17 protein-coding genes are annotated in these 24,679 nt (G+C 53.4%); 6 read left to right on the forward strand and 11 right to left on the reverse strand.

Features of this window, described 5'->3' with window-relative positions; all coding sequences use genetic code 11:
* Positions 1-24: 24 nt before the first annotated feature.
* The 4 genes from G7064_RS14345 (at position 25) to G7064_RS14360 (ending at position 9,925) form a co-directional block, all read left to right on the forward strand.
* On the forward strand, positions 25-1,215 hold the full coding sequence (locus G7064_RS14345) for an exo-alpha-sialidase (protein ID WP_166074126.1): 1,191 nt from the start codon (positions 25-27) through the stop codon (positions 1,213-1,215).
* Positions 1,216-1,723: 508 nt separating this feature from the next.
* Positions 1,724-6,913: a hypothetical protein gene (locus G7064_RS14350; protein WP_166074127.1), complete on the forward strand. Its 5,190-nt coding sequence runs from the start codon at positions 1,724-1,726 to the stop codon at positions 6,911-6,913.
* Between the two features lie 326 nt (positions 6,914-7,239).
* On the forward strand, positions 7,240-7,878 hold the full coding sequence (gene plsY, locus G7064_RS14355) for a glycerol-3-phosphate 1-O-acyltransferase PlsY (RefSeq protein ID WP_166074129.1): 639 nt from the start codon (positions 7,240-7,242) through the stop codon (positions 7,876-7,878).
* Positions 7,879-8,563: 685 nt separating this feature from the next.
* A complete protein-coding gene (locus tag G7064_RS14360; protein ID WP_166074130.1) occupies positions 8,564-9,925 on the forward strand; it encodes a dipeptidase in 1,362 nt (453 codons plus the stop codon).
* A 61-nt stretch (positions 9,926-9,986) separates the two neighbouring features.
* On the opposite strand, the gene G7064_RS14365 is transcribed toward G7064_RS14360, so the two are convergent.
* From G7064_RS14365 to G7064_RS14380, 4 genes are all read right to left on the reverse strand, one after another.
* Positions 9,987-10,604, reverse strand: coding sequence for an outer membrane beta-barrel protein (locus G7064_RS14365; RefSeq protein ID WP_166074131.1), 618 nt, complete (start codon positions 10,602-10,604; stop codon positions 9,987-9,989).
* A 144-nt stretch (positions 10,605-10,748) separates the two neighbouring features.
* The gene (locus tag G7064_RS14370) at positions 10,749-11,372 is read right to left on the reverse strand and encodes a porin family protein (RefSeq protein WP_166074132.1); all 624 of its coding nucleotides are present in this window, start codon (positions 11,370-11,372) and stop codon (positions 10,749-10,751) included.
* 169 nt (positions 11,373-11,541) lie between these two features.
* Entirely contained in the window at positions 11,542-12,213 is a 672-nt protein-coding gene (locus tag G7064_RS14375; protein WP_166074133.1) for a porin family protein, read from the reverse strand.
* A 168-nt stretch (positions 12,214-12,381) separates the two neighbouring features.
* On the reverse strand, positions 12,382-13,119 hold the full coding sequence (locus G7064_RS14380) for a porin family protein (RefSeq protein WP_133274137.1): 738 nt from the start codon (positions 13,117-13,119) through the stop codon (positions 12,382-12,384).
* A gap of 405 nt (positions 13,120-13,524) precedes the next feature.
* Between G7064_RS14380 and G7064_RS14385 the strand changes: the two genes are divergently transcribed.
* Positions 13,525-14,532: an acyloxyacyl hydrolase gene (locus G7064_RS14385; RefSeq protein WP_240935884.1), complete on the forward strand. Its 1,008-nt coding sequence runs from the start codon at positions 13,525-13,527 to the stop codon at positions 14,530-14,532.
* Positions 14,533-14,748: 216 nt separating this feature from the next.
* A complete protein-coding gene (locus G7064_RS14390; RefSeq protein WP_166074135.1) occupies positions 14,749-15,432 on the forward strand; it encodes a cobalamin biosynthesis protein in 684 nt (227 codons plus the stop codon).
* 155 nt (positions 15,433-15,587) lie between these two features.
* On the opposite strand, the gene G7064_RS14395 is transcribed toward G7064_RS14390, so the two are convergent.
* The 7 genes from G7064_RS14395 to G7064_RS14425 all read right to left on the reverse strand — a co-directional run bounded on the left by G7064_RS14395 (position 15,588) and on the right by G7064_RS14425 (position 24,637).
* Positions 15,588-16,616, reverse strand: coding sequence for a quinone-dependent dihydroorotate dehydrogenase (locus G7064_RS14395; protein ID WP_166074136.1), 1,029 nt, complete (start codon positions 16,614-16,616; stop codon positions 15,588-15,590).
* 18 nt (positions 16,617-16,634) lie between these two features.
* Entirely contained in the window at positions 16,635-18,173 is a 1,539-nt protein-coding gene (locus G7064_RS14400) for a YifB family Mg chelatase-like AAA ATPase (protein WP_166074137.1), read from the reverse strand.
* A 123-nt stretch (positions 18,174-18,296) separates the two neighbouring features.
* Positions 18,297-18,896: a D-sedoheptulose 7-phosphate isomerase gene (gene lpcA, locus G7064_RS14405; RefSeq protein ID WP_166074138.1), complete on the reverse strand. Its 600-nt coding sequence runs from the start codon at positions 18,894-18,896 to the stop codon at positions 18,297-18,299.
* Between the two features lie 2 nt (positions 18,897-18,898).
* The gene (locus tag G7064_RS14410; RefSeq protein WP_166074139.1) at positions 18,899-19,534 is read right to left on the reverse strand and encodes a hypothetical protein; all 636 of its coding nucleotides are present in this window, start codon (positions 19,532-19,534) and stop codon (positions 18,899-18,901) included.
* 232 nt (positions 19,535-19,766) lie between these two features.
* Entirely contained in the window at positions 19,767-21,608 is a 1,842-nt protein-coding gene (locus G7064_RS14415; RefSeq protein ID WP_166074140.1) for an ABC transporter ATP-binding protein, read from the reverse strand.
* A gap of 48 nt (positions 21,609-21,656) precedes the next feature.
* Positions 21,657-22,805 (reverse strand): NAD(P)/FAD-dependent oxidoreductase, encoded by a 1,149-nt coding sequence (locus tag G7064_RS14420; RefSeq protein ID WP_166074141.1) that lies wholly within the window; start codon positions 22,803-22,805, stop codon positions 21,657-21,659.
* Between the two features lie 23 nt (positions 22,806-22,828).
* Positions 22,829-24,637, reverse strand: a complete 1,809-nt coding sequence (locus G7064_RS14425) for a capsule assembly Wzi family protein (RefSeq protein ID WP_240935508.1) — start codon at positions 24,635-24,637, stop codon at positions 22,829-22,831.
* Between the last annotated feature and the right edge of the window lie 42 nt (positions 24,638-24,679).

A 24,679-nucleotide genomic window follows, 5' to 3' on the forward strand; every position in this document is an offset into this window, starting at 1 on the left:
TTTGCCCCCCAAGCCCTATTTGCTATGATCACAACTAAGTTTTGCTACATCAACTGTCGTTTCCTGACGGCCGTATTATTATTCCTAATTCTGAGCAGCGGGTGGGCATCGGCGCAAAATATGGTGCCGCTTAACCGGCCCACATACTATCCGCGCGCCATTCGGCTGCAGCATAGCGGCGCGGCCAATGGTCGGCTGCTGGCTAGCTTTGATTCGGGCCGAACTGGGAACATCTACGAAAGTCTCGATAATGGCCAAACCTGGCAGGCTGTAGCAGAGGTTACCGAGACCACGCCGCCCGGCAATTGTTGCAGTGGCCTATATGAGGTGCCGCGCCAGCTCGGCAACACGGCGGCGGGTACCTTATTTTGGTCAACCTCCGTGGGTACCGACAAAGGTGGACGCGGTCCGTGCTCCATTCGGATTTACCGCAGCCAGGACCAAGGCCGCACTTGGAGCTATTTCTCAACCCCTGTTAGCGGGTTTATCGGGCTGTGGGAGCCGGAATTTGCCGTGGATAAGCAAGGTCGATTGGTAGTGTATTACTCCAGCGAAGAGCGCAAAGCCAACGGCTACAATCAGATGCTGGCGCACAAAGTCTCGCTGGATGGGGGGCTGACCTGGGGCGAAGAAGTGCTGGATGTAGGCATGAATGATGGAAAAAGACGCCCCGGAATGCCTCTGGTAAAGCAACTACCTAACGGCAGCTTCGTCATGACCTACGAGATTTGCGGTACTGGCTGCGATACCTATATCCGCACTTCGCCAGATGGCACTAACTGGGGCGACCCGGCCGATGAGGGTACCCGCGTAGAATCGACGGCAGGGCATCACTTTGAGCATGCACCCACCTTGGCTTGGGCGCCGGTGCCGGGCAAGAAAGACGGTCAACTGTTGGTTATCGGGCAAATGCTGCTCAATAACGCCGACAATACAGTAGCCCCCGACAACGGCAAAGTATACATGGTAAACACCACCAACGGCATTGGCCCCTGGACTGAAGTACCCGCGCCCGTTCCCGTGCCCGATGCCAAGGATAATCCTTGCCCCAATTACAGCTCCCAACTGCTGCCCTCCGCCGATGGCCTGACGGTACTGGAGGTAGCGCTTCGAATGACAGAAAATGGCTGCCGAGCCTTCTATAGCTCGGCGCCACTCAGCCCGCCAACTCCGCAGAAAGCCCCTACAAGTAAGAAGGCTCGCAAGTCGAAGTAAGCAAGTGAGGGCTGAAGCCAAGTGTAAATGCTGCTTTTTGTGCATTCCGCATTGCCAGCGCAGTGCTTGACTTTATTTCGATTTTGTCTTTGTTAGAGACTCAAACTACCCGTAAGCAGTGTGTATCAAAGTGTATCTCACAGCATTCATGAAGTAGTATATAAGTTGTAAAGCCCGCTAGCGTTATTGCTGGGGGGCTTTTTTGTGTCTGCCTTCAAGCTACTCTTCAGGTTTTGTAACAAAACAGCAGAGTTGTTTGTGAGAGTGTATTTTGTATTTTAATGATATTAGATAGTATCTGATGGTTTCATTTATAGTGTATTCACTAGGTACTATTCTATATAAAAAGCCGCAAATCCTGCAACTACGCCGTTTTCGGGGCGTCACTACGAAAATCTGCGTGGTTTTTGCGAAATTGTAGCTGTCTTATTATGGTCCTGATGGCGTGAGTATGAAGCATCTTGTCTTTGGTTGGTTTTGTTTGCTGATAATAGGGGGAAACACACCTGTGTGGGGGCAGCAAGCCCCGCCCAAAACGCCGGTAGCGGGTGCGCCTGCGGCCGCGCCTCGTCCGAAGGGAGGCAAGCTTTCCCAGGAGCCAGCTCAATATATTCTGGATGTGCAGTCCATGATGGCCAGCACCAACAACGCTGCGGCCAAAGCTTCTGCGGCCAGCTTACAGCAGCTATGGGCTAGCAATAAGCTCACGGCCACGCAGCAGGCCTCCATTGTGGCTATTTCCCAGCAGATGCTGGAGAAGAAATATCGGCCCCGGCCCCACTTCGAGTCACTGTTCAATGCCGTGCTGGCGGGCGCGAGTCAAAACCTCTCCGATCAGCAGATGACGGAACTGCTGGGCGTAGTAGCTAAGGCGGTAGACAAAGAGGATCTGCTGACGACGGAGAAGTTTCTGACCAACACCGCGCAGTTTTTGAATACCAAAACCCTGTATCGCTCGCGCTACAATAATCTGCGGGTAGTGGGGGGCAATTTTACCTTCGCCTACAACGAAAACGATAATCCACTGCCGGCTCCGCCGCGGCCTAAGTTAGTTGCGCCCGCACCTGCACCCGTCGTAAAAACGGAGCCGCTGGCTGTAACTCCTGCCGCCAAACCCGCTGCAAAGCCTAAGCCCGCCAAGAAGAAAAGTAATGATGGCTGGGACACCGCTGACCTTTGGGACTCCGGTAGCGACAATGGCTGGGGCAACGATGACGGCTGGGGCACTCCCAAGAAGAAAGCACCAGCAAAAGCTCCCGCCAAAACTGCTGCCAAGACGCCAGCTAAAGTCGCTGCGCCCGTAAAAGCGCCCGAACCTGCTCCCGAGCCCGCCTTCGTCGATAACAGCTACGATTCGTACATGGCTCCGCCCACGCGCGGCCCGGTCCTCATTATTAAGGATGCCGACCTGCTGATGGCCACTCCCGGCGACAGCATTGTGCTACGTAAAACCAGTGGCATTGTAGTGCCCGGTCGTAGCAGCTTTGTGGGGCAAGGCGGGCAAATGGCCTGGACCATTAATAACAATCCCGTCACGGCTGACCTGACCAGCTATGACTTCGATATTGCTAAAGCTGAATTCACCGCCGAACCCGTTACCCTCACGTACCCGGCGGTGCTGGAAGCCCCTATTGACGGCGCACTTTCTTATAAAAGCGTAAAGAAAAAGCCTGGTGCCACCGACTCCGGCTACCCGCGCTTCATCTCGCTTACCAATGATGCCCGCGTAAAAAACCTCGGCGACAACATTCGCTATGTGGGGGGCTTTTCATTGGCGGGCAGCAAGATGCTCAGCGCTTCGCTCGACGGCAGCTTGTCGCGCATTACGGTGGAGGCCGACGGCAAAACCAAGTTTGCGGCCACGTCGCGGGCGTATGTGCTCGGCGATTCTATCATTACGGCTGCCCGCGCCGGCGTTACCATTTATCAGGATAAAGCCGACTCCCTGACCCACCCCGGCGTGAAGCTCAAGTACAGCAAGCGCGGCCAGGTATTGCAGCTGAATCGGGAAGATGGCTTATATAAAAATACGCCTTACTATGACTCCTACCATCAGATGGAAATCGCGACGGAGCTGCTTACGTGGCCCATTCGCACGCCCCTGATTGACTTCTCCATGCTGACTGCCAAGAACCAGGTAACGGCCAGCTTCGAGTCGAAGGAGTTTTACACAAATACGCGCTACCAGCAGATCAAGGCTATTAACAAGCTGCATCCCCTGCAAATGGTAGTGGGCTACAGCCAGACCCACGGCGATGCCAAAACTTTCACGGTAGCGCAAATGGCCTCCGATTTGAAAGTGAAGGAAGCCAACGTGCGCTCCGCCGTATCGGGCCTTGCCCGCGACGGCTATGTGGCCTGGAATGCTGCCACCGACGAAGTGACTCTACTGCCCAAAGCCACCCACTATGTGCGCTCCTCGCGGGGCAAAAAAGACTACGACCACATTGCCATCAAGTCGTTGTCGCCGAGTGGCAAGAATGCGACGCTGGACCTGAACAGCAACGACCTGATTGTGCGCGGCGTGGACCGCTTCAACTTCTCCGACGACTCGGTGACAGTGTACGTGAAGCCGGATAGCAGCACGATTCGCATTCAGAAAAACCGCGGCGTACTCTTCAACGGTACCGTGGTGGCTTCGGCATTTATATTCAAGGGGAAGGAGTTTAAGTTCGACTACGATGGCTTCTTTATTGATCTGGTGAAGATTGACTCTATCATCGTAAAGGGCAAAAACTCGAAAGGCTCGGTGATGAAGACGCGCAAAGACACCGATTTTGCCCTGACCAATAAGAAGAAAAGCTCGTCGGGTAAGCTCTACATCAACGACCCTAAGAATAAGTCGGGCCGCAAGAAGCTAGGCGCATACCCTTCCTTCGACGCTTCCACAGGGGCTTATGTATTCTTCAACAAGCCCGAAGTACTAGGCGGCGCCTACGATACAGCCGTGTACTTCGACATCCCACCCTTCCGCCTCGACTCGCTGAATAACAAGAACCGTTCGGCCGTCGGGTTCAAGGGTACATTCATGTCGGGGGGCATTTTACCGCCGATCCAAACTAAACTGAGCTTGCAGGAAGACGGCTCGCTGGGCTTCAACTACAATGCTCCTAAAGAGGGGCTGCCGGTGTACGGCGGTAAAGGTCGTCTGTACAATAAGGTGCAGATGAGCAACCGCGGTATTCAGGGCAATGGCGAGCTGACTTACCTCGTGGGCAAGCTCCAAAGTGAGCAGTTTATCTTCTATCAGGACTCCGTCGTGACCTCGGGTAAGTCGGGAAACATCGCGCAGGGACCACTCAACGGGGTGAATTTTGCCAATGTGGCACTATTGCCGGGCTATGAAATGAAATGGGTGGTGAAAGCCGACTCCATGTACATCAGCACCCCGCGCGACGGTATGGCCATGAAATTCTACGCCGGCGACTACGGGTTTAAGGGTACCGCCGTTCTGACGCCTGGAGGGCTTTATGGCAACGGCGGGATGGACGGGCCGCAGTCGTTTATTCGCTCGCAGCAGTTCACGTTTTTACCCACCAGTTACAAGGGTAAAAAGTCAACGCTGAGCATCAAATCGTCGGAAGCAAACAAGCCCGCGCTTACGGCAAACGAAGTAGGCTTCGACTACGATATCAAGCAGGGCTTTGCCAACTTTACCCGCGAAGAAGGCAGCAAAGCGAGCATCGATCTGCCCTATTCGGACTTCAAAACGACGCTAAGCGGTGGCCGTTGGGACTTCAAGAAGAAGCTCGTGCAGATGCGCGTGGCGCCCGGCGCCGACTCCACCAAGGCGTATTTCTTTTCTACTAAAGAAGAACAGAAGGGGCTAAAGTTCAGAGGTACCAGTGGCCAGTATGACCTGAGCCGCTACCGCTTGGTAGCCGGTGGTGTGCCCTACATTGCCTCCGCCGACGCCTGGATTACGCCCGACAGCAGCAAAGTGTACGTGTTGGGCAGCGGCCAAATGCGCTCCTTCCAGAATGCCGGAATCGTGATGGATACGCTCAGTAAATTCCACGAGCTGTATAAGGGCCAGATAGAAATTAAGTCGCGTACGTCCTTCACGGGCAACGCATTGTACAGCTACCAGAATGCCACGGCCGACTCGTTCGCCATCAAGTTTGCCAACTTTGCCGTCGATTCGGTGGCCGTGAAGGGCAGCTTAGCTAATGTTGGCAAGGGTGGCGGAAAAGGCTTGCTGGGGGGCAAAAAAGAGAACATCATGAACCCGCTGTCGCCGGCCACGGTAGCGGTGGCAAACATCCAGGCCGCCGAGAAATTTAAATTGGCGCCGCGGGTGCCTTATCGGGGCAACGTGCGCCTGAACTCCCAGCGTAAGGGGTTCATCTTCGATGGGCAAGCGCGCCTCGACTTCAGCTCCCAACCCTCGGCCAGTGGCTGGTTTGCCGTCCAGGATAGCATTGACCCCAAGGATATGCGCATTAAGGTGCAGGATCTGACCTCGGAAGATGGCTCCCCCATGCTCACTGGTCTGTTTATGTCGGGTAGCACGGCCAAAGTGTATCCGCTCTTCGCGGCCGTGAAGCCCGACGTGACCGACCTGAACATCTTTAAGGTAGACGGCACCATGCGCTTCGATGCTAAGAAGCGCAACTTCACCATTGCCCGTCATGATGCGAATGACATCAACATCTACGAAGGCCAGGTGTTGAAGCTGGACGACTCCACGGGCGTGATGAATTTCCGAGGCAAGATGGAGTTGATTGCCTCCAACAAAGACTACTCGCTAACTGCCGCCGGTGTAGGCAAAGCCAAGCCCGACAGCAACCGCTACGAGCTGGATACCTTCATGGCGTTCGACATTAACATGCCCGAAAAAGCCATCGAGGCAATGGCGGCCGATATAGCTGGCAGTATCAAAGGGGCTCCCGAGGCGCTCGACGGCTCGCAGAATGAGCTGTATAAGCTAGGCGAGTTTATTGGTAGCAAGGCAGTGCAAGGCTACGCGGCTCGCAAGGGCAGCTACGTGCCTCTGCAAAAACTGTCTTCCAAATTCCTGCATACGCTGGTGCTGAGCAAGGTAAATCTGGAATGGTCGGAGAAGAAGAAAGCTTGGTACTCGGTGGGTAAAATTGGGCTGGCGAGCGTAGGCAAGAAAGACCTGAATGCGCTGATTGACGGTTACATCGAAATCAAGAAGGAGAGCACTGGCGACGCGGTTGAAATTTATCTGGAAGCCGAACCCCGCACGTGGTACTACATCAAGTACACTAATAATGTAGTGCTGGCCAAAGCTCAGCACGGCTCCTTCGATGAAATTATCAGCCTGAAAGCCAAGGGTGACTACAACACGGCTACCCAGTACGGCTTCTACCTCGGCGACGACCAAGAGGTGCAGCTCTTCCTCGATCATTTCCGCAAAGACTATCTGGGCGAAGATCTCAAGAAGCGCAAAGCAACTCCCATCGTAAGCGGCAACGACGACACCGGCAACTTCGACAACATGGAGGATACCGGCAAAAAGAAGAAAAAGAAGAAGCAGGAAGCCCTAGTCGACGAAGGCACCACGCCCGCTGCCGATGCGCCAGTGGAAGAGTCGAAAAAGGAGAAAAAGAGAAAGAAAGACGAAGCGGTAGACCAAGCTGCTCCGCCTGCCGACGCGCCGGTAGAAGAGCCTAAAAAGGAAAAAAAGAAGAAGAAAAAAGCCGATGAAGAAGACCCCTTCGGCGGATCATAGAAAGTAGATTCTTTAAGCAAAAAAGCCCCCAGAAAGTTTATGGGGGGCTTTTTTATGCAATACCTTATTGTCCGTCATGCAGAGGCGAGGCCGAAGCATCTCGCGTACTGGCGAGAGGTTAGTATTCTAACGGCGCGAGCGAGATGCTTCGCTCCGCTCTGCATGACATACAAGATTGACCAATCGCCGCTGATCAAGCAAGTGCGCCGTGGCACTTGTTATGACAGCCTTTGTAGGTATTCTCGTAATGCTATGTTGCTACTTGCGTATAAGGTGGAGTCAACTTCTATCTTTGAGCGTATCCGCGCTTTCTGCCCTTCCGCCCTATGAACATTGCTATTGTGCTTGGCCTCCTTGTGGCCGCTTACCTGATCGGTTCCATCCCAACGGCTTTGTGGGTGGGAAAGTGGTTTTTCGGGCTGGATATCCGGGAGCATGGCAGCGGCAATTCGGGTGCTACCAATACCTTTCGCGTGCTGGGCAAGCGCCCTGGCTCCGTAGTAATGGCCATTGATGTATTCAAGGGCTGGGCCGCTACGTCGCTGGCTACGGTGATGCTGAATCAGGGAGCTATTCAGGCCGGGCACTTACTGTACTTTCAGCTAGCCTGCGGTGTACTGGCGGTGGTGGGCCACATATATCCCATCTACGCAGGCTTTCGGGGCGGCAAGGGCGTGGCTACGGTGCTGGGCATGATGCTGGCCATTGCGCCGGCCACCGTGGGCGTGTGTATTCTGGTATTCTTAGCGGTGTTGTTGCTTTCCCGCTATGTATCGCTCTCGTCGATGGCGGCGGGCGTGGCGTTTGCTTTTTTACAATTGCTACCCCCGTTTCGGCCAGATAATTCGCTGCTGCTGGTGTTCGGCTTCGTGCTGGCCGGGCTGCTGATTTATACCCACCGAGCTAATATTGGCCGCCTCCGCGCCGGGACGGAGAGCCGGGTACCATTGTTTGGGCGGAAGTAGTTTTAATTCTGAATGATTCTGCGCCCTTTTATACTGCTATTATCTCTACTCCTAGCAGCATGTATCACACCTAAAAGTGTGCGTGATATACGTGCTTCAGATTCTATTGAATGTCTAGATAATTCATGGCGCGGCACTTTTACCCAACTGCATCGTCAAGGGATAGATAGTATAATGGTTTTTGGCTATGACTTCGATAATGGACGTTCCTGGGACGCTGTGTACCACCTTATCTGGGTAAAAAAAGGCCAAGGGTTTACCCAATCTTTCAGAGTTTGTACTAATTATTCCCTAACAGTTCCACGGCCAATCATGACGGATTCTTTGTTCAGACTCTTTGACGGAATGAACTTGGAAAAGTTGCCGCCACTTGCTAGATGCAACCAGTCGCACGACATGGGATATTATGTTCATATTCTCATGCCTAACAAACAGGGCACTTACAATCTGAGAAATTGCCAGCGCCATCAAGTAACGATGGTTGAATTACTGCCTGGAGAAGAATACAGAGCTCCAATAGAAGATCCTAGGAGTTTAATGGTAGATATGTTTGAGCGTATAATCAGATAAGAAGCTGCCATTTCGCTAAGTATATAGCTTCTTACACAAGGATACAGCTGCTGAGAAGCCATACCATTTCCTTCCCTACTTTTACTCTTGCATTCCCAATCAACCTCACCGCCCCATGCCCACGTACCTCGACCAAAACAAAGAACGTTTCCTCTCTGAGCTGCTCGATTGGCTCCGTATTCCATCCGTTTCCGCCGACCCTAAGTTTCAGGGTGATGTGCTTAAAGCCGCCGATTTTCTCAAAGCCCGCCTTGAAGAAGCCGGCGTAGAAAACGTGGAGATTTGCCAGACGGCCGGTTATCCCATCGTGTACGGCGACAAAATCATCGACCCCAGCCTGCCCACGGTACTCGTGTACGGCCACTACGACGTGCAGCCCGCCGACCCGTATGAGCTGTGGACGTCGCCGCCCTTTGAGCCGGTAATCAAAGACGAGAAAATCTACGCGCGCGGCGCCTGCGACGACAAAGGCCAGGTGTATATGCATGTGAAGGCCTTCGAAATGATGAGCCAGGACGGGGGCGTGCCCTGCAACGTCAAGTTCATGATTGAGGGCGAAGAAGAAGTAGGTTCCAACAACCTCGGCATCTTCGTGAAAGCCAACAAGGAGAAGCTGAAGGCTGATGTTATTCTGATTTCGGACACCGGCATGTTGTCTAATGACGTGCCTAGCATCGAGGTTGGCCTGCGCGGTTTGAGCTACCACGAAGTGGAAGTGACCGGCCCGAACCGCGATCTGCACTCGGGCATATACGGAGGCGCAGTTCCAAACCCCATCAACGTGCTCTGCAAGATGATTGCCAGCCTGCACGATGAGAACAACCACATCACCATCGACGGATTTTATGATAACGTAGATGAGCTGAGCGCCGAGGAGCGTGCCGAAATGGCCAAAGCCCCACACTCCGATGAGGATTTCAAACAGAGCATTGGCCTGAAAGACATTTACGGCGAGAAGGGCTACAGCACCATCGAGCGCACCAGCATCCGGCCCACGCTAGACGTAAACGGCATTTGGGGTGGCTACACCGGTGAGGGTGCCAAAACGGTAATCGCCTCTAAGGCCTACGCCAAAATCTCGATGCGTCTGGTGCCCCACCAGACATCAGCCGAAATTACGCAGAAGTTTCAGGAGCACTTCACCAAAATTGCCCCCCAAGGCGTCACGGTGAAGGTAACGCCGCATCATGGTGGTGAGCCCGTCGTTACGCCCACAAACTCAGTGGCGTATCAGGCGGCTGCTAAGGCCATCGAAACTACGTATGGCAAGAAGCCGGTGCCTACGCGCGGCGGCGGTTCAATTCCAATTGTAGCCATGTTCAAGTCGGAGCTGGGCTTAGATACGGTGCTGCTCGGCTTCGGGCTGGACTCCGATGCTATTCACTCGCCCAACGAGCATTTTGGCGTCTTCAATTTCTTGAAGGGCATCGAAACCATTCCGCATTTCTACCGCAACTACGCGGCGGCCAGCAAATAATACTTGCCGAATAGTAGAGCAAAAAAGCCCCCCAACGCCTGCGTTGGGGGGCTTTTTTGCTCTATTTATTCTTATTGAAAAATCGATAGGCGACGTAAAACTGAAGTGCTCCGTTGCGGGCCTGGAGCTGCTGGGTTTCAGTCTCCGAAAACTGGACGGCTTTAAAAATATTGCTGAGGCCACCTAGGTAGCGCCAACCTGCGCTCAGACCGCCCGGATCTTGGTAGCCAAAACCGATGGCGTAACCATACTCCAGTTGGCGGAAAGGGCCTTCTTCCACACTAAACTCCGCTACACTTGCCAGATTGCTATTCACTGAGAGCAAGCGCCCCACCTGTGGACCCGCTTCGAAAAATATGTCGGTGACGGTGTAGCGCAAAAGTGCCAAGCCATCCAGGTAGCGCAACTCAGCTAGAATGTTCGGTCCGTAAGCCAGCGACTTGTCGCCTTTGATGGTGTACAACCCTTCCGTCTGCAACGAAAACCGCTCCCCAACGCTCAGATTCAACGTGGCACCGCCGTGGTAGCCCACCCGAAACTTGCTGTCCTCCACATCTCGCCCCACGCCACTGCTCAAATTGCCCCCCACCTTGATGCCGGGCCGCAGGCGCACGAGTTGCGCATAGCTGGCGGTGCTGGTAATAAGTAGCAGGAGGAAGCCTAAAAGTGCCTTTATCATAAAATGCCAAGAGCGAAAGACTACTAACGAAGTCATCGGTCAAAAGTAGCTACAGATACTGACGCTTTTTTATAGGATTACTATCATAAAAAAAGCCCGTCTTCCCAAGGTGGAAAACGGGCTTAGTACTTTTAATTGGAGTCTCTATTTACCACCAAAGGTGTAGCCCAAGGAAAATTGGAATACTGAATTGCGAGCTTTCATATCATCATCGGCATCTTCCTCAACGCCCGTGATACCACCATTATAGCGGACCGTAATGCTAGGACCTGAGGCAAACTGATATCCTACACCAGCAATGTAGCCGATTTGAAAGCGGTTGTAACCCTCAACACTGTCCTCTTCATCATTGGCGTTGGGTGCTTCAAGTTTAGACTTGCTTGCTGCTAAATAGCCCAGTTGTGGGCCAGCTTCGAAAATAAGGCCATCAGCGTTAATGCGGGCTAATAATGGCAGGTCAATAAAGTGGTGACGAACTGTTTGCTTGGCATCATCTTCCTCAATCCGGAATCCCTTCTGGGAATACAAAAGCTCGGGCTGTAAGGAAAAGAAGCCATCGCTACTGAGAGGAGCATTCAGCGTAACACCACCATGAAATCCAACCAACTGCTTCAACTCAACGCCCGCAAAATCTTCAAAGGTTTTTTTGCCCTCACCGGCATAGTTCGCCAGATTAACGCCCGCTCTGAGACCCAATTGTACGCCTTGAGCATGGCTGAAAGAAGCAACACCCGCAGTTAGCAAGAAAGAAAGGAAAACCTTTTTCATTAGTTAAGAATATAAAATAAGATGGTTTACACGCCTTATACAGTCAAAAGCATGGTTCTAACAGTTGTGCTTCATAATTATGCCAAATATTAAAATATGCTAATAAATAATAAAAAAAACACCCAACCAGATCGGTTGGGTGTTCTGTATTAATACTTTATAAATCGCTCTATCGGCTCGGAATTAGGTAGCCGAGTGATACCTGAAATACTTGGTTGCGGGCGTTGCGCAGTTCGTCGTCACGGTAACCATCTTTGGCAAAATCGGTGAAGGAGCCGTTGTAGCGCAGGCCAATCAGCAGGCCAGCGTCGCTCTGATAGCCCAGACCAGCCGCATAGCCAATCTCGTTACGGTTTACTTCGTCCAGATTCTGTTCGTTCTGCACTTTGCTGAACACCGTGCCGTTGGTAGTGCGCTCCGACTCGTCTTTTACCTTGAGCAGGTAGCTATACTGCGGGCCTCCCTCGAAGAAAACGCCCCCCGTATTGATTTTAAGCAGCAGCGGCACGTCGATGTAATTGTATGTCTGGGTGCCTTTGTAGGTATAGTTCTGACCTAAAAAGGTGAACTGGTCATCGGCGTATTTGTAGCCTTTCTGGGAAAACAAAACTTCGGGCTGGACGGAGAGGAAACCGTCATCTACGAGGCCGATATTCAGCATGACGCCACCATGAGCGCCAAACTTGTTCTCATATATGTCTTCGTTGGTCAGGTCGCCGGAGAGGTTGGAGTAGTTGGCACCGCCCTTTATGCCAAAGCGAATGCCCTGAGCATGCGCATCGGACGAAGCGAAGGCCGCAGCCGATAGCAGAGTGGCGAGTACAAATGCAGTTTTTTTCATGGCGCAAAAAAAGTTTGGTTAGATAAATTGCACACCTCAACCGCTGACGAAAAGTGTGCCAGCATGCCGAAAAAAGACTTTAAAAGGGATTATTTAAATTTTAAACAGAACAAAAAAGCGAGTTGCCATGCCATGGCAACCCGCTCTAAGAAGCTGAACAGCAACTACCTATTTCGTTGGAATCAGGTAGCCTAACTGTAGAGTGAAAGCATTATTAAATGCTTTTGGCTCGTTGTCGGTGTCTTTGGTGTCAATGAGGGAGTTGAAGCCTCGCGCATAGCGCAAGCCCAGGCTAATGCCACCTTCCGTCATGTAGCCGATACCGGCTACACCGCTAATATCGAACTGCGCCAAGTCAGACTTGTAGGCATCGTCGCGGCTAACACCGGTGTAATCGAGAAAGCCTGAGTTGTCCTCTACCTTGTCCTTATCGCCGTTGGTGTACTTGGTGGTCGTCTGGCTCTTGTTTTTAGAACCGAACAAATAGCTCACCTGTGGACCAAGCTCGAAGAAAAGCCCCCCAGCGTTGATTTTAGCCAGAAGAGGTACATCCAGATAGTGCAGAACACGCGACTGTTCGACTTCTAGCTTAGAAATACCAGCGCTTGGATTCTTCAAAGTAGAGCTGATTTCGTAGCCTTTGCGATTGTAAAGCAACTCAGGGGCGAAGGAGAAGAAGCCATCGGAGCTAAGCGGAATGCTCAGCGATACACCGGCATTATATCCCACTTTATAGTCACCAAAGTCACTGCTATAATTCGCACCCGTGATTTGCTCTACGTTGTCGCCGCTGATGTTGGAGTAAGTGGCACCGGCTTTTACGCCAATGCGAAATCCGCCCGGGTCCTGAGCTTGGGCGACGGAAGCCGTCAGAAGGCCTAAAGCTAGTACTGCAAACTTTTTCATAAAAAGGATAAAAGGTTTTTGTAAAACATTGTAAATCTGGTATTAATACCAGCAAGACAAACGATTGTCAGGCCCTCATACCGTAAAAGCGAGTATAAAAGTTGCGGCTCAGGTCGTAATTAATATTTGTTGGGTGGTCCCCAAAACCTCTTCCGAGCACTCGTGTTTCCGACAAGTGCAATGAGGTCAGTAGCTTAGTTATCACTTTACAGCAGACATGTTTCCGCGGTGCGGTGGCTTGGATTTTACTAATTTTGAGTCGCGATACGCTGCTCTATGGTTATTTTTGGTCGATTGAATTGGGGCAGTATTGTTTTAGCTGCTTTCGTTGGACTAGGCTTATGTGGCCAGTCAGTACAAGCTCAGAGTACAGATGCCGTTGGGGCGCCACGTGGGCCATTAGTGATGGGCGCTTATGTGCAGGGGGGCTTTATTATTGCCCATACGCCGCGGGTAGCACACTTAGTGAAAGCACACCCAACGGGATTTGAGCTGAACTGGCAGCGCCAAACCACTGGCAATGCTCCCTGGCACGCGTGGTATCGCTATCCGAAAGTGGGCGTGGCCTTCACGTACTACGACTATCACAATCCGGTGCTGGGCAAGTCGTATGCCGCTACCGTGTACCTGAATAAGGCGTTTTTGCGCACGGCCCGCCACGAGCTAAACCTGCGCATGGGCACTGGTCTGGGCTACTTTCCCACACGCTTCGATCAGGAAACCAACCATAAAAATCTGATTGTCAGCTCACGTCTGAATGCCACGCTGCAACTGCGGGCCGAGTACGATGTAGCTATTTCGCAGCATCTAGGTCTATTACTGGGCGTGGGACTTAATCATTACTCCAACGGTGCTACCACGAAGCCCAACCTAGGCATCAATATTCCTACAGTGGTCGTAGGTCTGAACTACCATCAGCAGCGCCCGTTTCGGCCGGTGGCTACGGTGCCGGGCTACGTGCCCGAGGATATTGGCCGAAATTTCCTTAATCTCAGTGGTACCCTCGGCTACAAGCAGCGCAACGAGTCGAGCCGGCAGAAGTATCTGGTGAACTCGCTGACGGTAGTTGCCGGTCGGCGTGTTAACCGCAAAAGTAATTTGGTGGCCGGGGTAGAGGGCTTTTATGACCGGGGCTTGCTGGCTGAGCAGCGCGATACGGTTCGCAACAGAGAAGCTCTAATTGATGTGAAGAAGGCTGGTGTGCTCGTCGGTCATGAGTTGCTGTTTGGGCGCATGGCCGTAGTTACGCACCTGGGGATTTACGTGTATAATCCGTACAAATCGAACAGCTTTTACTACGAGCGCATCGGCTTGAAATACCACGTTACGGAGCGCCTTTTCGGCTCCATCGACTTAAAAGTGCACCGCGGCGCCGCCGACGTAATTGAGTGGCGAGTGGGAATGAAGATCTAGTTGATCTCGTCCTTACTAGGCCTTAAGTGGTAGCGTAGGCACTCTGAAAAAGCCCCCAGGTGAAGAAGCACTCAGCAGTTCGTCTGCCGGAGCCGTTGCTTCAGCTATTGATTCCGACGCTTCAGAATCATTTTTTTCACTCAAACCCCGTTTTCGCCCACATTTGACAGCAACCAACCAGAGTTGGTTGATAATCAACCCTTATTCGCTGCTGCCATGGACGAGATACTGCTGCTGAACCGCTGGATTCATATTGGGGCCGGATTTGTGGGTTTTTTCATGGCGCCGGCCGCTCTGGCAGTGCGTAAAGGTGGACCTGCACATCGACTTTGGGGCCGTATATTCTTTTGGGCAATGGTAGTTGCGGGAACTACAGCCATCTTTTCGGCTAGTGTCAAGGGCCTTAGCTTCTTGCTACTGACGGGTATTTTTAGCTTGTACTTGGCCTGGTTTGGCTATCGCTCCCTCTATCATAAACACATGGGCCGAGGGCAGCAAGCCTCCATCTATGATTGGATAGGAGTAGGGCTGGGACTGATGGTTTTTGGGGGTACAATTGTGTATGGGTTGGTTACCCGCAATGTCATTTCGCTCGTGTTTGGCAGCATTGGGGCCAACTTTGCCGTGCAGCAGTTGCGCGCGTTTCGCCGCCCCGGCCCTTGGCCTACGGGGCAATGGCTGCACAACCACATATCGGGTTTTGTGGGAGCTTACATCGCAGCGGTATCAGCTTTTTCGGCTACCAGCCTCACGTTCATTCCCTGGCCCTGGAATTTTCTGTGGCCTACGCTGGTCATGGTGCCGCCGCTAGTGTGGGTGCAACGGCGCTATAAAGCGAAATTCTCGCAGGGGCAGCGCCCGGAACAAATTGTAGAAGTGCGCCTACAGAAGCAGGCTTAGATCTTCCTCATCAGATCCAGAAGGAAATTTATTTCGCCCGTCATGCAGAGCGGGAGCGAAGCATCTCGCGTGCTGACGCAGGATTACTAATCTTACTAAACACGCGAGATGCTTCGGCTCCGCCTCTGCATGACGGGCTTGTTGATTAGAAAAGCTTACTGCACTAACGCTTGGTTAATGCGCTTCACCAGCGCCGGGCCTTCATAAATAAAGCCGGTGTATAACTGTACCAACGCTGCGCCGGCCGCGAGTTTCTCCTGAGCGTCGGCGGCCGAAAAAATGCCCCCCACACCAATAATCGGCAATTCGCCATTCGATTTTTGGTGTAAATACCGGATTACCTCCGTGGCGCGCTGGCGCAAAGGGCGACCGCTTAGCCCGCCTGCGCCTAGCTGCTGTACCTGCTGGGGGGCAATTTGCAGCCCTTCCCGACTAATGGTAGTGTTGGTGGCAACCAGGCCGCTCAACTTGGTTTCGCGGGCGATGAGCAAGATGTCATCGAGTTGGCCATCCGTCAGGTCAGGCGCGATTTTGAGCAGTAGCGGCTTGGGTTTGGGGCGGGCCTGGTTACGGCTCTGTACTTGCTGGAGCAAGTCGATCAGGGGGGCTTTTTCCTGGAGCTGGCGCAAATTGGGCGTGTTCGGCGAGCTGACGTTGACCACGAAGTAGTCAACTACATCAGAGAGCGCATCGAAACAGGCAATATAATCGGCGGCAGCATGCTCATTGGGCGTGTCCTTATTTTTGCCAATGTTGCCGCCAATGATCATAGACGAGCGTCGCTGACCAAGGCGCGCGGCTGCGGCCTCAGCACCTTCGTTATTAAAACCCATGCGGTTAATAAGGGCCGCATCAGCCGGCAGCCGAAACAACCGCGGGGTTGGATTGCCTGGTTGAGCCCGGGGCGTCACCGTTCCAATTTCCACAAAGCCGAAGCCCAGCGCCGCCAATTCATCGGTGAGGTAGGCGTTTTTGTCGAAGCCCGCCGCCAAGCCTACAGGGTTCTTGAATTTCAACCCAAAAACCTCTCGTTCCAGACTAGGATGCTGGAAATCATAGAGGCGGCGCAGCAAGGCGGCTGTGCCCGGCACGCGGTAGCCGCGCTTGAGATTATCGAAAACAAAGTGATGCGCGCGCTCCGCGTCGAGTTGAAAAAGGAGAGGTTTGACGAAGCGCTTGTACATCGGTCAGTTAGTTAAAAATTATCCGGCCCAGCCTTCGCGGTCTAAGCTTCGATACTGGATAGCCTCCGCCAAGTGCTCGATGCGAATTTCTTCAGTACCGGCTAAGTCAGCAATGGTGCGGGCTACTTTCAAAATACGGTCGTAGGCGCGGGCGGAGAGGCCGAGGCGCTCCATGGCCGTTTTAAGCAAAGCGCGGCCCGCCGTATTTATCTGGCAGATATCCTTCACCATCTGCGAAGGCATCATGGCGTTGGAATGAATATCGGGAAAGTCTTTGAAGCGAGCATTTTGCACTTTCCGCGCCTTTTCTACTCGTAACTGAATATCAGCGCTACTTTCCGATTTGCGGGTTTCCGTCATCTGGTCAAACGTGACGGGCGTGACTTCTACGTGCAAATCAATACGGTCGAGGAGAGGGCCGCTTACCTTGTTAAGGTAGCGCTGCACCACCCCGGGGCCGCAAACGCATTCTTTCTCCGGGTGATTGTAGTATCCGCAGGGGCATGGGTTCATGCTGGCAATAAGCATGAAGTTGGCCGGAAACTCAATGCTCACCTTCGCCCGCGAGATGGTTACGCGGCGTTCTTCCAACGGCTGACGCATCACTTCCAGCACCGTGCGCTTAAACTCCGGCAGCTCATCCAGAAACAGCACACCGTTGTGCGAAAGCGAGATTTCGCCCGGCTGCGGATTGCCGCCGCCACCTACGAGCGCCACGTCCGAAATAGTGTGGTGCGGTGCCCGAAACGGCCGCGTAGTCAGTAAGGAAGCATTAGTGCCGAGCTTGCCAGCCACCGAATGAATCTTGGTGGTTTCGAGCGCCTCCTGCATGGAAAGGAGTGGCAAAATGCTGGGTAACCGCTTAGCTAACATGGTTTTTCCGGCGCCAGGCGGGCCAATCATTATGGCATTATGCCCCCCAGCCGCGGCTATTTCCAGCGCGCGCTTAATGTTTTCCTGGCCCTGCACATCGGCGAAGTCGGCAGTGTACTGGTTGACGCTGTGCTGAAATACGTCGCGGGTATCGATGCGTAAGGGGGCAATTTCCTCGCGCCTTTCGAAAAAATCGATGGCCTGCTGCATACTGTCGACCGGAATCACGTCGAGGTTGTTCACGATGGCCGCTTCTTGGGCGTTTTCGCGCGGCAAAATAAAGCCTTTGAAACCTTCTTTACGGGCCTGAATCGCAATAGGCAATACGCCCCGTATGGGCCGCAAACTGCCATCCAACGCCAACTCACCCATAATAATATAGTCGCCGAGCTGCTCCGTATTTAGCTGCTGAGAAGCGTGTAGAATACCCAGCGCAATGGGCAAGTCGTAGGCTGAGCCTTCCTTGCGCACGTCGGCCGGCGCCATATTCACAACCACCTTGGTGCGCGGCATCCGATATCCCCGAAACTTCAGGGCCGACTCAATACGCTGCTGGCTTTCCTTAATAGCATTGTCGGCTAAGCCAACTACATAAAAATTAGTCCCCTGTGATACAACTACCTCAATCGTAATGGTATTGGCATTAACTCCCTGTACGGCTGAGCCGAAGGTTTTGGTAAGCATTGATAAAAACTAAATAGGATAAGATGAAAGCTGGATCAAAGATAGACACCAAAAAGCCGGCCTCTTTTGAAGCCGGCTTTTTTAACTGCGTTAATGAGAAGAAAGATAAGCTGATGAAATGTGCTAGCTCTCCGCTTTCTCGTTGACCAATTCCTCAATCAGCATAATCATGATGTGAATTGCCTTGATGTGAATCTCCTGGATTCGGTCGGCATAACCTGAATGCGGCGCCCGAATCTCGACGTCGCAGAGAGCCGCTAATTGCCCCCCATCTTTGCCCGTAAGTGCTACTACGTGCATTCCGGCAGCCTTCGCGGCTTCGGCAGCGCGTAAAATATTGGGTGAATTGCCACTGGTGCTAATGGCCAGCAACACATCCCCGGGGCGACCCAGTGCTTGCACGAAGCGACCAAACACATGATCGTAGCCATAGTCATTGGCTACGCAGCTCATATGTGAAGCCTCAGTGAGTGCAATAGCCGCCAAGGCTGGACGGTCGTGGCGGTAGCGGCCGCTGAGCTCCTCGGCAAAATGCTGCGCATCGCAAAGAGAGCCGCCGTTGCCGCAAGTCAGAATTTTGCCCCCCAGCCGCAAGCTCTCAGCCATAAGACGGGCCGCTTGCTCGATGGAAGTAAGGTTGGCTGGATCAGCTAGAAAACGGTCGAGGACTGTACGAGCTTCCGTGAGCTCGGCCTGAATGCGGTTGGTAAGCGAATTGGTCACTATTAAGGTTGGGAAGAGGGATACTGGGTGGTCCGCGGCGTCTCGAGGTCGGCGGCGGAAGCAGGCGGAACATTGGAATGCGGTGGTGTCTCTACCACATTGGGGTTAGGGGGCAAATTGGTGCCCGGCGTCGGATCGGTAGGCACTACATATACCGGGTCGAGGCGGGTGGTTGTAGTGGTCGTAGTAGCCGATTGTGCTGGGTTCGGTATTGGTGCTGGAGCCGGAGTAGGTGGTATCACTGGGGTAACGGGTACAACGGGTGGGGCTGTGGTGGTAGCGGGACGAGTGGGAGCCGCTGGAGCCGATGTTGTAACCGGACGGGCCTGCAACTCCCGGTCGCGCTGCTCCATCTGGTGGTCATAGAGGCGGGCTTTCAACTCGTTTACCTTACCTGCCTGACGGGAAAGGTCGCGCTGCAAGGCCACATTGTACAGATTCTCTACAATCAGCTCTAAAGCCAGCAATACGGCTCCGATGACAAACATCGTGTTGTAAAATGTTGCCAACCCTAAGTCGCCACTCAATCCCATTGATGACATCATAAAGTCGCGGGACGCGGGCATCAGGATGAACAGCAGCGCCAGGAGTAAATACACCATGACGACTACATTGACTAAGCGTTTGAAAGCAAGCATAGGAAGAGAAAGCTAAGTGGAAGAAAAGCCGGTGGTCGGACCACGCGTGGAAGCCACAACGGCGGGCTAAATATAGACCTTTACCCATTTTCGTCGCGTAGTGCAACCTTGGCACCATCTTGCTAAACGCAACCAAGCCTTCAACGGTTGAATTTAAGCGCCTTTTTCACGGTCTGGGGGGCTTTTTCGGGGCGGTCAAACGTGAAGCAATTAATTAATTATCGCCCAAATTCTACACCAATATGCCGTTGGTTTGCATGCTATTCAGGCGCTGATACAAGCCACCAGCATGCGCCAGCAACTCTTCGTGGGTGCCACGCTCCACGATGCGACCGTTCTGCAATACCACAATTTCATCAGCGTGCTGCACGGTGCTCAGGCGGTGGGCAATAACCAGCGAGGTGCGACTTTGCATAAGTCGCGTTAAGGCTTCCTGTACCAGCTTTTCCGATTCCGTATCGAGGGCAGAGGTAGCTTCATCCAGAATCAGAATGGGCGGGTTGCGCAGAATAGCGCGGGCAATGCTGATGCGCTGCCGCTGCCCGCCCGAGAGGCGCGAACCCCGGTCGCCGATAAAGGTTTGGTAGCCTTCAGGGGTTTGCTGAATGAATTCGTGAGCGTTAGCAATCTTGGCCGCCTCTATCACCTGCGCTTCCGTAGCCTCCGTGTTGAAGCGAATATTATTAAAGATGGTATCGTTGAACAGAATGCTTTCTTGGGTCACGATGCCCATTTGCTCGCGCACGGAGTGGATCGTGCAGTCGCGCACGTCGTGGCCGTCGATCAGAATTTGCCCCCCAGTGGGGTCGTAGAAGCGTGGCAGCAGGTCGGCCAGCGTTGACTTGCCACTGCCCGACGGCCCCACCAGCGCCACCGTTTTGCCTTTCGGAATGATGAGGTTGATATCAGTGAGTACGGGCTGGTCGCCGTAGCTGAACTGTAAATTCCGCAGCTCAATCTGGTGCTCAAACGGCGGGAGTACGTGCGCGTCGGGTTTATCGCGGATAATAGGCTCGGTATCAACCACTTTCAGAATTCGCTCACCAGCAACCAAACCCCGCTGAATGTAACTGAACGCCCCGCCTAGCGCCTTTACTGGCACCAATACTTGGGAAAACAGGATCAGATAACCGATAAAGTCGGACGCTGTCAGCTCTGACTCGCCCGACAGCACCAAAGTGCCGCCGTAGAATAGCAAGCCAGCTACTACGCCTACGCCCAAAAACTCGGAAATAGGCGACGACAAATCACGAGAGTTGGCCATGGCCCGCAGCGTGCGTGCGTACTCGTTGTTCTGCGCCCGAAACTTGCCCAAAATGTAGGGTTGAGCATTGAAAGCCTTGATAACCCGAATGCCCCCCAGCGTCTCGTCAATTACCGTCAGCATAGTGCCCAGCGACTCCTGGCTTTGGTGAGCCTGCCGCTTGAGCCGCTTGGAAATGCCCGAAATCAGCAAGCCCGACACTGGTAAAATAAGCAAAGTGAACAGCGTGAGCTTCACCGACATATACAGCAAAAGCACGAAGTAGGCCACGATAAACAGCGGGTCGCGGATGACGCCGGTTAGGGTGTTTACCACGGATCCTTCTACCTCCTGCACATCGTTGGTGAGGCGCGACATGAGGTCGCCCTTCCGCTCGCCCGAAAAGTAGCCGAGCTGAAGCTGCGTAATGCGCTCGTACAGCGCGTGGCGCATATTGCGAATCACACGGGCCCGAACGCGGGCAATAAGGCGCAAGCCCAGATAGCGGAACAGATTGCTCAGAAATACCGAGACAATCAGAACCATACACACAAAACTCAGCGCGCCCAGCTTGCCACGAGAAAGCGTGACCTGCGTGAAGTAGTAATCGAATGTCGTCTTGATGTAGTCGATTGACAGCGCGAAGTCCGGCGGCGCGGTAGCGGTGGCGGTGTGCTGCTCCGTAGTGCCGAACAGCACGTTGAGCAGCGGGATGACCAGCGTAAAGTTGCAGAGTCCGAATATGATGCCGAGCACCGTATACAGAAAATACAGGGGCACGAAATCGGCGAATGGCCGCGCATAGCCCAGAATGCGGAGGTAAGTTTTCATGGAGGCCGCAAAGGTAAGGCATTAGCGCAGCCTACTGTTAATCGGCTTCTACCCGACCACTTTCAGCAGCCATTTCTTCACCCATGCATTGCGGGCAAGGCCAAAGCCCGCATTTACCAACCAAGGCTTGCTGGAAATAAACCGCATGAGCCGGTAGCTACGCGCCAGCTTCTTGCCTATTTGTTGATACACCGCTTGCTCGTACCAGCGCATTTGTGCCCCACTGAAATCCTGCTGCTTGAAACAGCGTAGGGCTTGCTTGGCCGCCAGTATACCGCTTTGAATAGCTGTGTCGATGCCGTGCCCTTGCAACGGGTCGATAAGGGACGCAGCGTCGCCGCAAAGCATGAAACGGTTGCCACTGATAGGCCGAGATTTGCCCCCCAGCGGCAAACCAAAGCCATTTATTTCGCTTAATTGGCTGGCCTGCGCAAAGCGTTTGGCTACCTGCGGATGCTCGCGAGTGATGGCCAGCAGCACTTTCTTTAAATCCACCTTTTGGGCTGCCACATCCGATGAGAGCATACCAAAGCCGACATTATATACGCCGTCGCCGACTGGAAATATCCAGAAATAGCCTGCTATGTACTCGCGCAGGAAGTAAAACTCGGTCGTGGTTTCGTCGGTATCGGTGAGACCCTGAAAGTAGGCGCGCACGGCTACGCACTGGTGGGCGCGGTCGAGGGGGCGTTTGGTGAGCTTGCGGGCAGCCACCGAGTTGGCGCCGTCGCAGCCAATCAGCAGCTGGCAGGTAAGTGGCGCCTGGTCGTTGGCGGGCAGCAGCGTGACTTGCTCAGCCGTGATGTGAATGTCTTTGACCGCAAAATCGAGCTGAACGTGCGTTGCGGTGTGTGCTCGCACCATCGCCAGCAGGCGCGCATCAAAGTGCAGGCGTGGGCTGTTGAAGGTTTGAATTTGCCAACGCACCCGGATATCGCCACCATCTGGGGCAAACAGCCGACTGTCGCGGGTTTCGGCTTTCTGCGGCAAGGCATACAACTCGTCATACAAAGCGGGCGAGAGTTGCCGAATAGCTTTGAGCGCTAAGCCCGGAATGGCGTCGCCGCAGACTTTATCGCGCGGAAACTGGTCCTTATCTATCAAGGCCACGCGCAAACCACTATGCTGCAACGCCAACGCGCACGCCGTACCCGCCGGTCCGGCCCCGACAATAACGACATGATAATGGTTGGTCATGGAATAACGGCCCGCAGCAACTGTTAAAACTCGTGGAGACGCTGCGCGATATTCCAGCGGAAAGCCAAAGACGGGTACACCGTGCTATTCGTTATGTTATCTACGTCGGGGCTGGTTACGCGGCGCATAATCAGCTTCGCATCCAGCCATACGTTATGGCGGGCCTGATACGTGGCGGTAAAATCGGTGTGGATAAGATTGGTTTGGATGCCGTCGCCCACTCGGAAATCTTCTGTGCGCACGTTGCCATTTTCCAGGAGCGGCCGATTGGTGTAAGGCAGCCGTACATTGCCACCGTAATTGATTAGGAAGCCGTTTTCGTCCACCACATCGTTGCCCTGCACGGTGTAGAATCCTTTGGCTACTAAGTTCAAACGGGGTAGGGGCTGGTAGCTGATAATACCAAGCAACTCCACCAAATTGCCCCCCATGGGGTGAGCCAAGGGTTGATTATAGTGCTGATAATTGCGGTACTGATCGAGGTGTTGGTAGGTGTAAGGCCGGATATAGTTGACCTCGCCCTGAAAATCAAGGTTCTGGATACCCGCTACATTAATGTAGCGGCCGCCAAGCTGCACGGATTGCTTGTTACGCCACGAGCCTTTGCCCGCCCGCGCCTCACTGATAACGAACTCATCCAGCACTACCTGCCCGTACAACTGCAACCGCCGCTTAATATTCCACTTGAAATCGAGGCCCAGCAAGGCATTGTCATTGGAGCCAATAGCCTGCTCCACAGATCGATAGAAGATGATCGGGTTGAGGTACTGCAACTCATAGCGGCCCTTGCCTCGCCCAAATACCACTGACTCAAACACACCTACATTGAAATTAGGCGCCAGATCGAGGCTGAGGTGGTGAAGCGCGAAGTACTTCTTTTGATAAATAGTGTCTTGGTTGGCCTTTTCAGCCGTCATTTCCGCAAATAGGTTCTGGTAATTGAATTTCCAGATGCGGGTATTCACCTTTAAAAATAGATAAGGCGCCGCGTAGTCCGACAGAATGAGCGAGCGGTAGCCATTGCCGATGGTGTTGCGGTCGTAGCCAAACTGGAGGTTGATATGCTTACTAGCGGCGTAAGTGAGGTAGCCGCGCCCCGACAGAAAGTCGTACTGGTCGGAGCGGTTTTTATAGGTTTTCCAGAAAGCCTCATGCGGCACGATATTGTCGCGCAGTACTCGTTGCTGCACATAAAATGGCGCTGCTGTCTGATTATCGGCCAAAAAGGTATAGAAACCCAGCTTTTCGTCGATGGTACCTTCTACCTGCACACCGCGCGTATTGAGGTAGCGCAGGCCGTCAATATCGGTGTCGCGGCCTACGGAGAGGTTGGCTACCGGATTCACGCGCAAGGTGAAGCTAGGTGTTTCTACATGGAAAAAATCGGACTGATTGCGGTAAAACCGCCCCAAAACCGGCTTTTTCGACGTATTGGCAGCAATATCTTGCTTCGTGTACTGCCAGTTGTCGCGCAATAGGTAGTCAGCATTGAATCGGTCGGCGCGAGTGATACCCACTGTGGTGCTGTCGCGAAGAATGCGCTCAGCTAAGCGGGCTACGCTAGCGCGGGTATAAGGCCGTACGGAAGTATGCGGGTCGTTGAGCGAATCGGGGCCGAAGAGAATAGTATAGCGGTCGATGAGCCGATACACGTCGCTGTCGAGTGGCACATAGGTAGTGCCTTGCACATCACTTTGGGGTTGAGCCGGAACCGCAGGCTTGGCGCTCAGCGTGTCGATGCGGAGATAGGTAGGGCCAGTTGGGTTTACCTGGGCAACGGCCTGACCAGCCAGAAAGCTCAACGCTGTGAGCAGCAATAACGATTTTCTCATACTACTTAGTAGGACCAAACGACCACTGAGGCGTCCGGCTGT

The organism is Hymenobacter sp. HDW8, from assembly GCF_011305775.1.
Lineage (GTDB): Bacteria > Bacteroidota > Bacteroidia > Cytophagales > Hymenobacteraceae > Hymenobacter > Hymenobacter radiodurans.

What these genes read in the sequence shown, in the direction of transcription:
- G7064_RS14400 (WP_166074137.1), bottom strand. Translation starts at nt 18,173, where the DNA reads ATGCTTACCAAAACCTTCGGCTCAGCCGTACAGGGAGTTAATGCCAAT.
- G7064_RS14375 (WP_166074133.1), bottom strand. Translation starts at nt 12,213, where the DNA reads ATGAAAAAAACTGCATTTGTACTCGCCACTCTGCTATCGGCTGCGGCC.
- plsY (WP_166074129.1), top strand. Translation starts at nt 7,240, where the DNA reads ATGAACATTGCTATTGTGCTTGGCCTCCTTGTGGCCGCTTACCTGATC.
- G7064_RS14395 (WP_166074136.1), bottom strand. Translation starts at nt 16,616, where the DNA reads ATGTACAAGCGCTTCGTCAAACCTCTCCTTTTTCAACTCGACGCGGAG.
- G7064_RS14370 (WP_166074132.1), bottom strand. Translation starts at nt 11,372, where the DNA reads ATGAAAAAGGTTTTCCTTTCTTTCTTGCTAACTGCGGGTGTTGCTTCT.
- G7064_RS14425 (WP_240935508.1), bottom strand. Translation starts at nt 24,637, where the DNA reads ATGAGAAAATCGTTATTGCTGCTCACAGCGTTGAGCTTTCTGGCTGGT.
- G7064_RS14390 (WP_166074135.1), top strand. Translation starts at nt 14,749, where the DNA reads ATGGACGAGATACTGCTGCTGAACCGCTGGATTCATATTGGGGCCGGA.
- G7064_RS14415 (WP_166074140.1), bottom strand. Translation starts at nt 21,608, where the DNA reads ATGAAAACTTACCTCCGCATTCTGGGCTATGCGCGGCCATTCGCCGAT.
- G7064_RS14380 (WP_133274137.1), bottom strand. Translation starts at nt 13,119, where the DNA reads ATGAAAAAGTTTGCAGTACTAGCTTTAGGCCTTCTGACGGCTTCCGTC.
- G7064_RS14420 (WP_166074141.1), bottom strand. Translation starts at nt 22,805, where the DNA reads ATGACCAACCATTATCATGTCGTTATTGTCGGGGCCGGACCGGCGGGT.
- G7064_RS14345 (WP_166074126.1), top strand. Translation starts at nt 25, where the DNA reads ATGATCACAACTAAGTTTTGCTACATCAACTGTCGTTTCCTGACGGCC.
- G7064_RS14360 (WP_166074130.1), top strand. Translation starts at nt 8,564, where the DNA reads ATGCCCACGTACCTCGACCAAAACAAAGAACGTTTCCTCTCTGAGCTG.
- G7064_RS14365 (WP_166074131.1), bottom strand. Translation starts at nt 10,604, where the DNA reads ATGATAAAGGCACTTTTAGGCTTCCTCCTGCTACTTATTACCAGCACC.
- G7064_RS14410 (WP_166074139.1), bottom strand. Translation starts at nt 19,534, where the DNA reads ATGCTTGCTTTCAAACGCTTAGTCAATGTAGTCGTCATGGTGTATTTA.
- G7064_RS14385 (WP_240935884.1), top strand. Translation starts at nt 13,525, where the DNA reads ATGGGCGCTTATGTGCAGGGGGGCTTTATTATTGCCCATACGCCGCGG.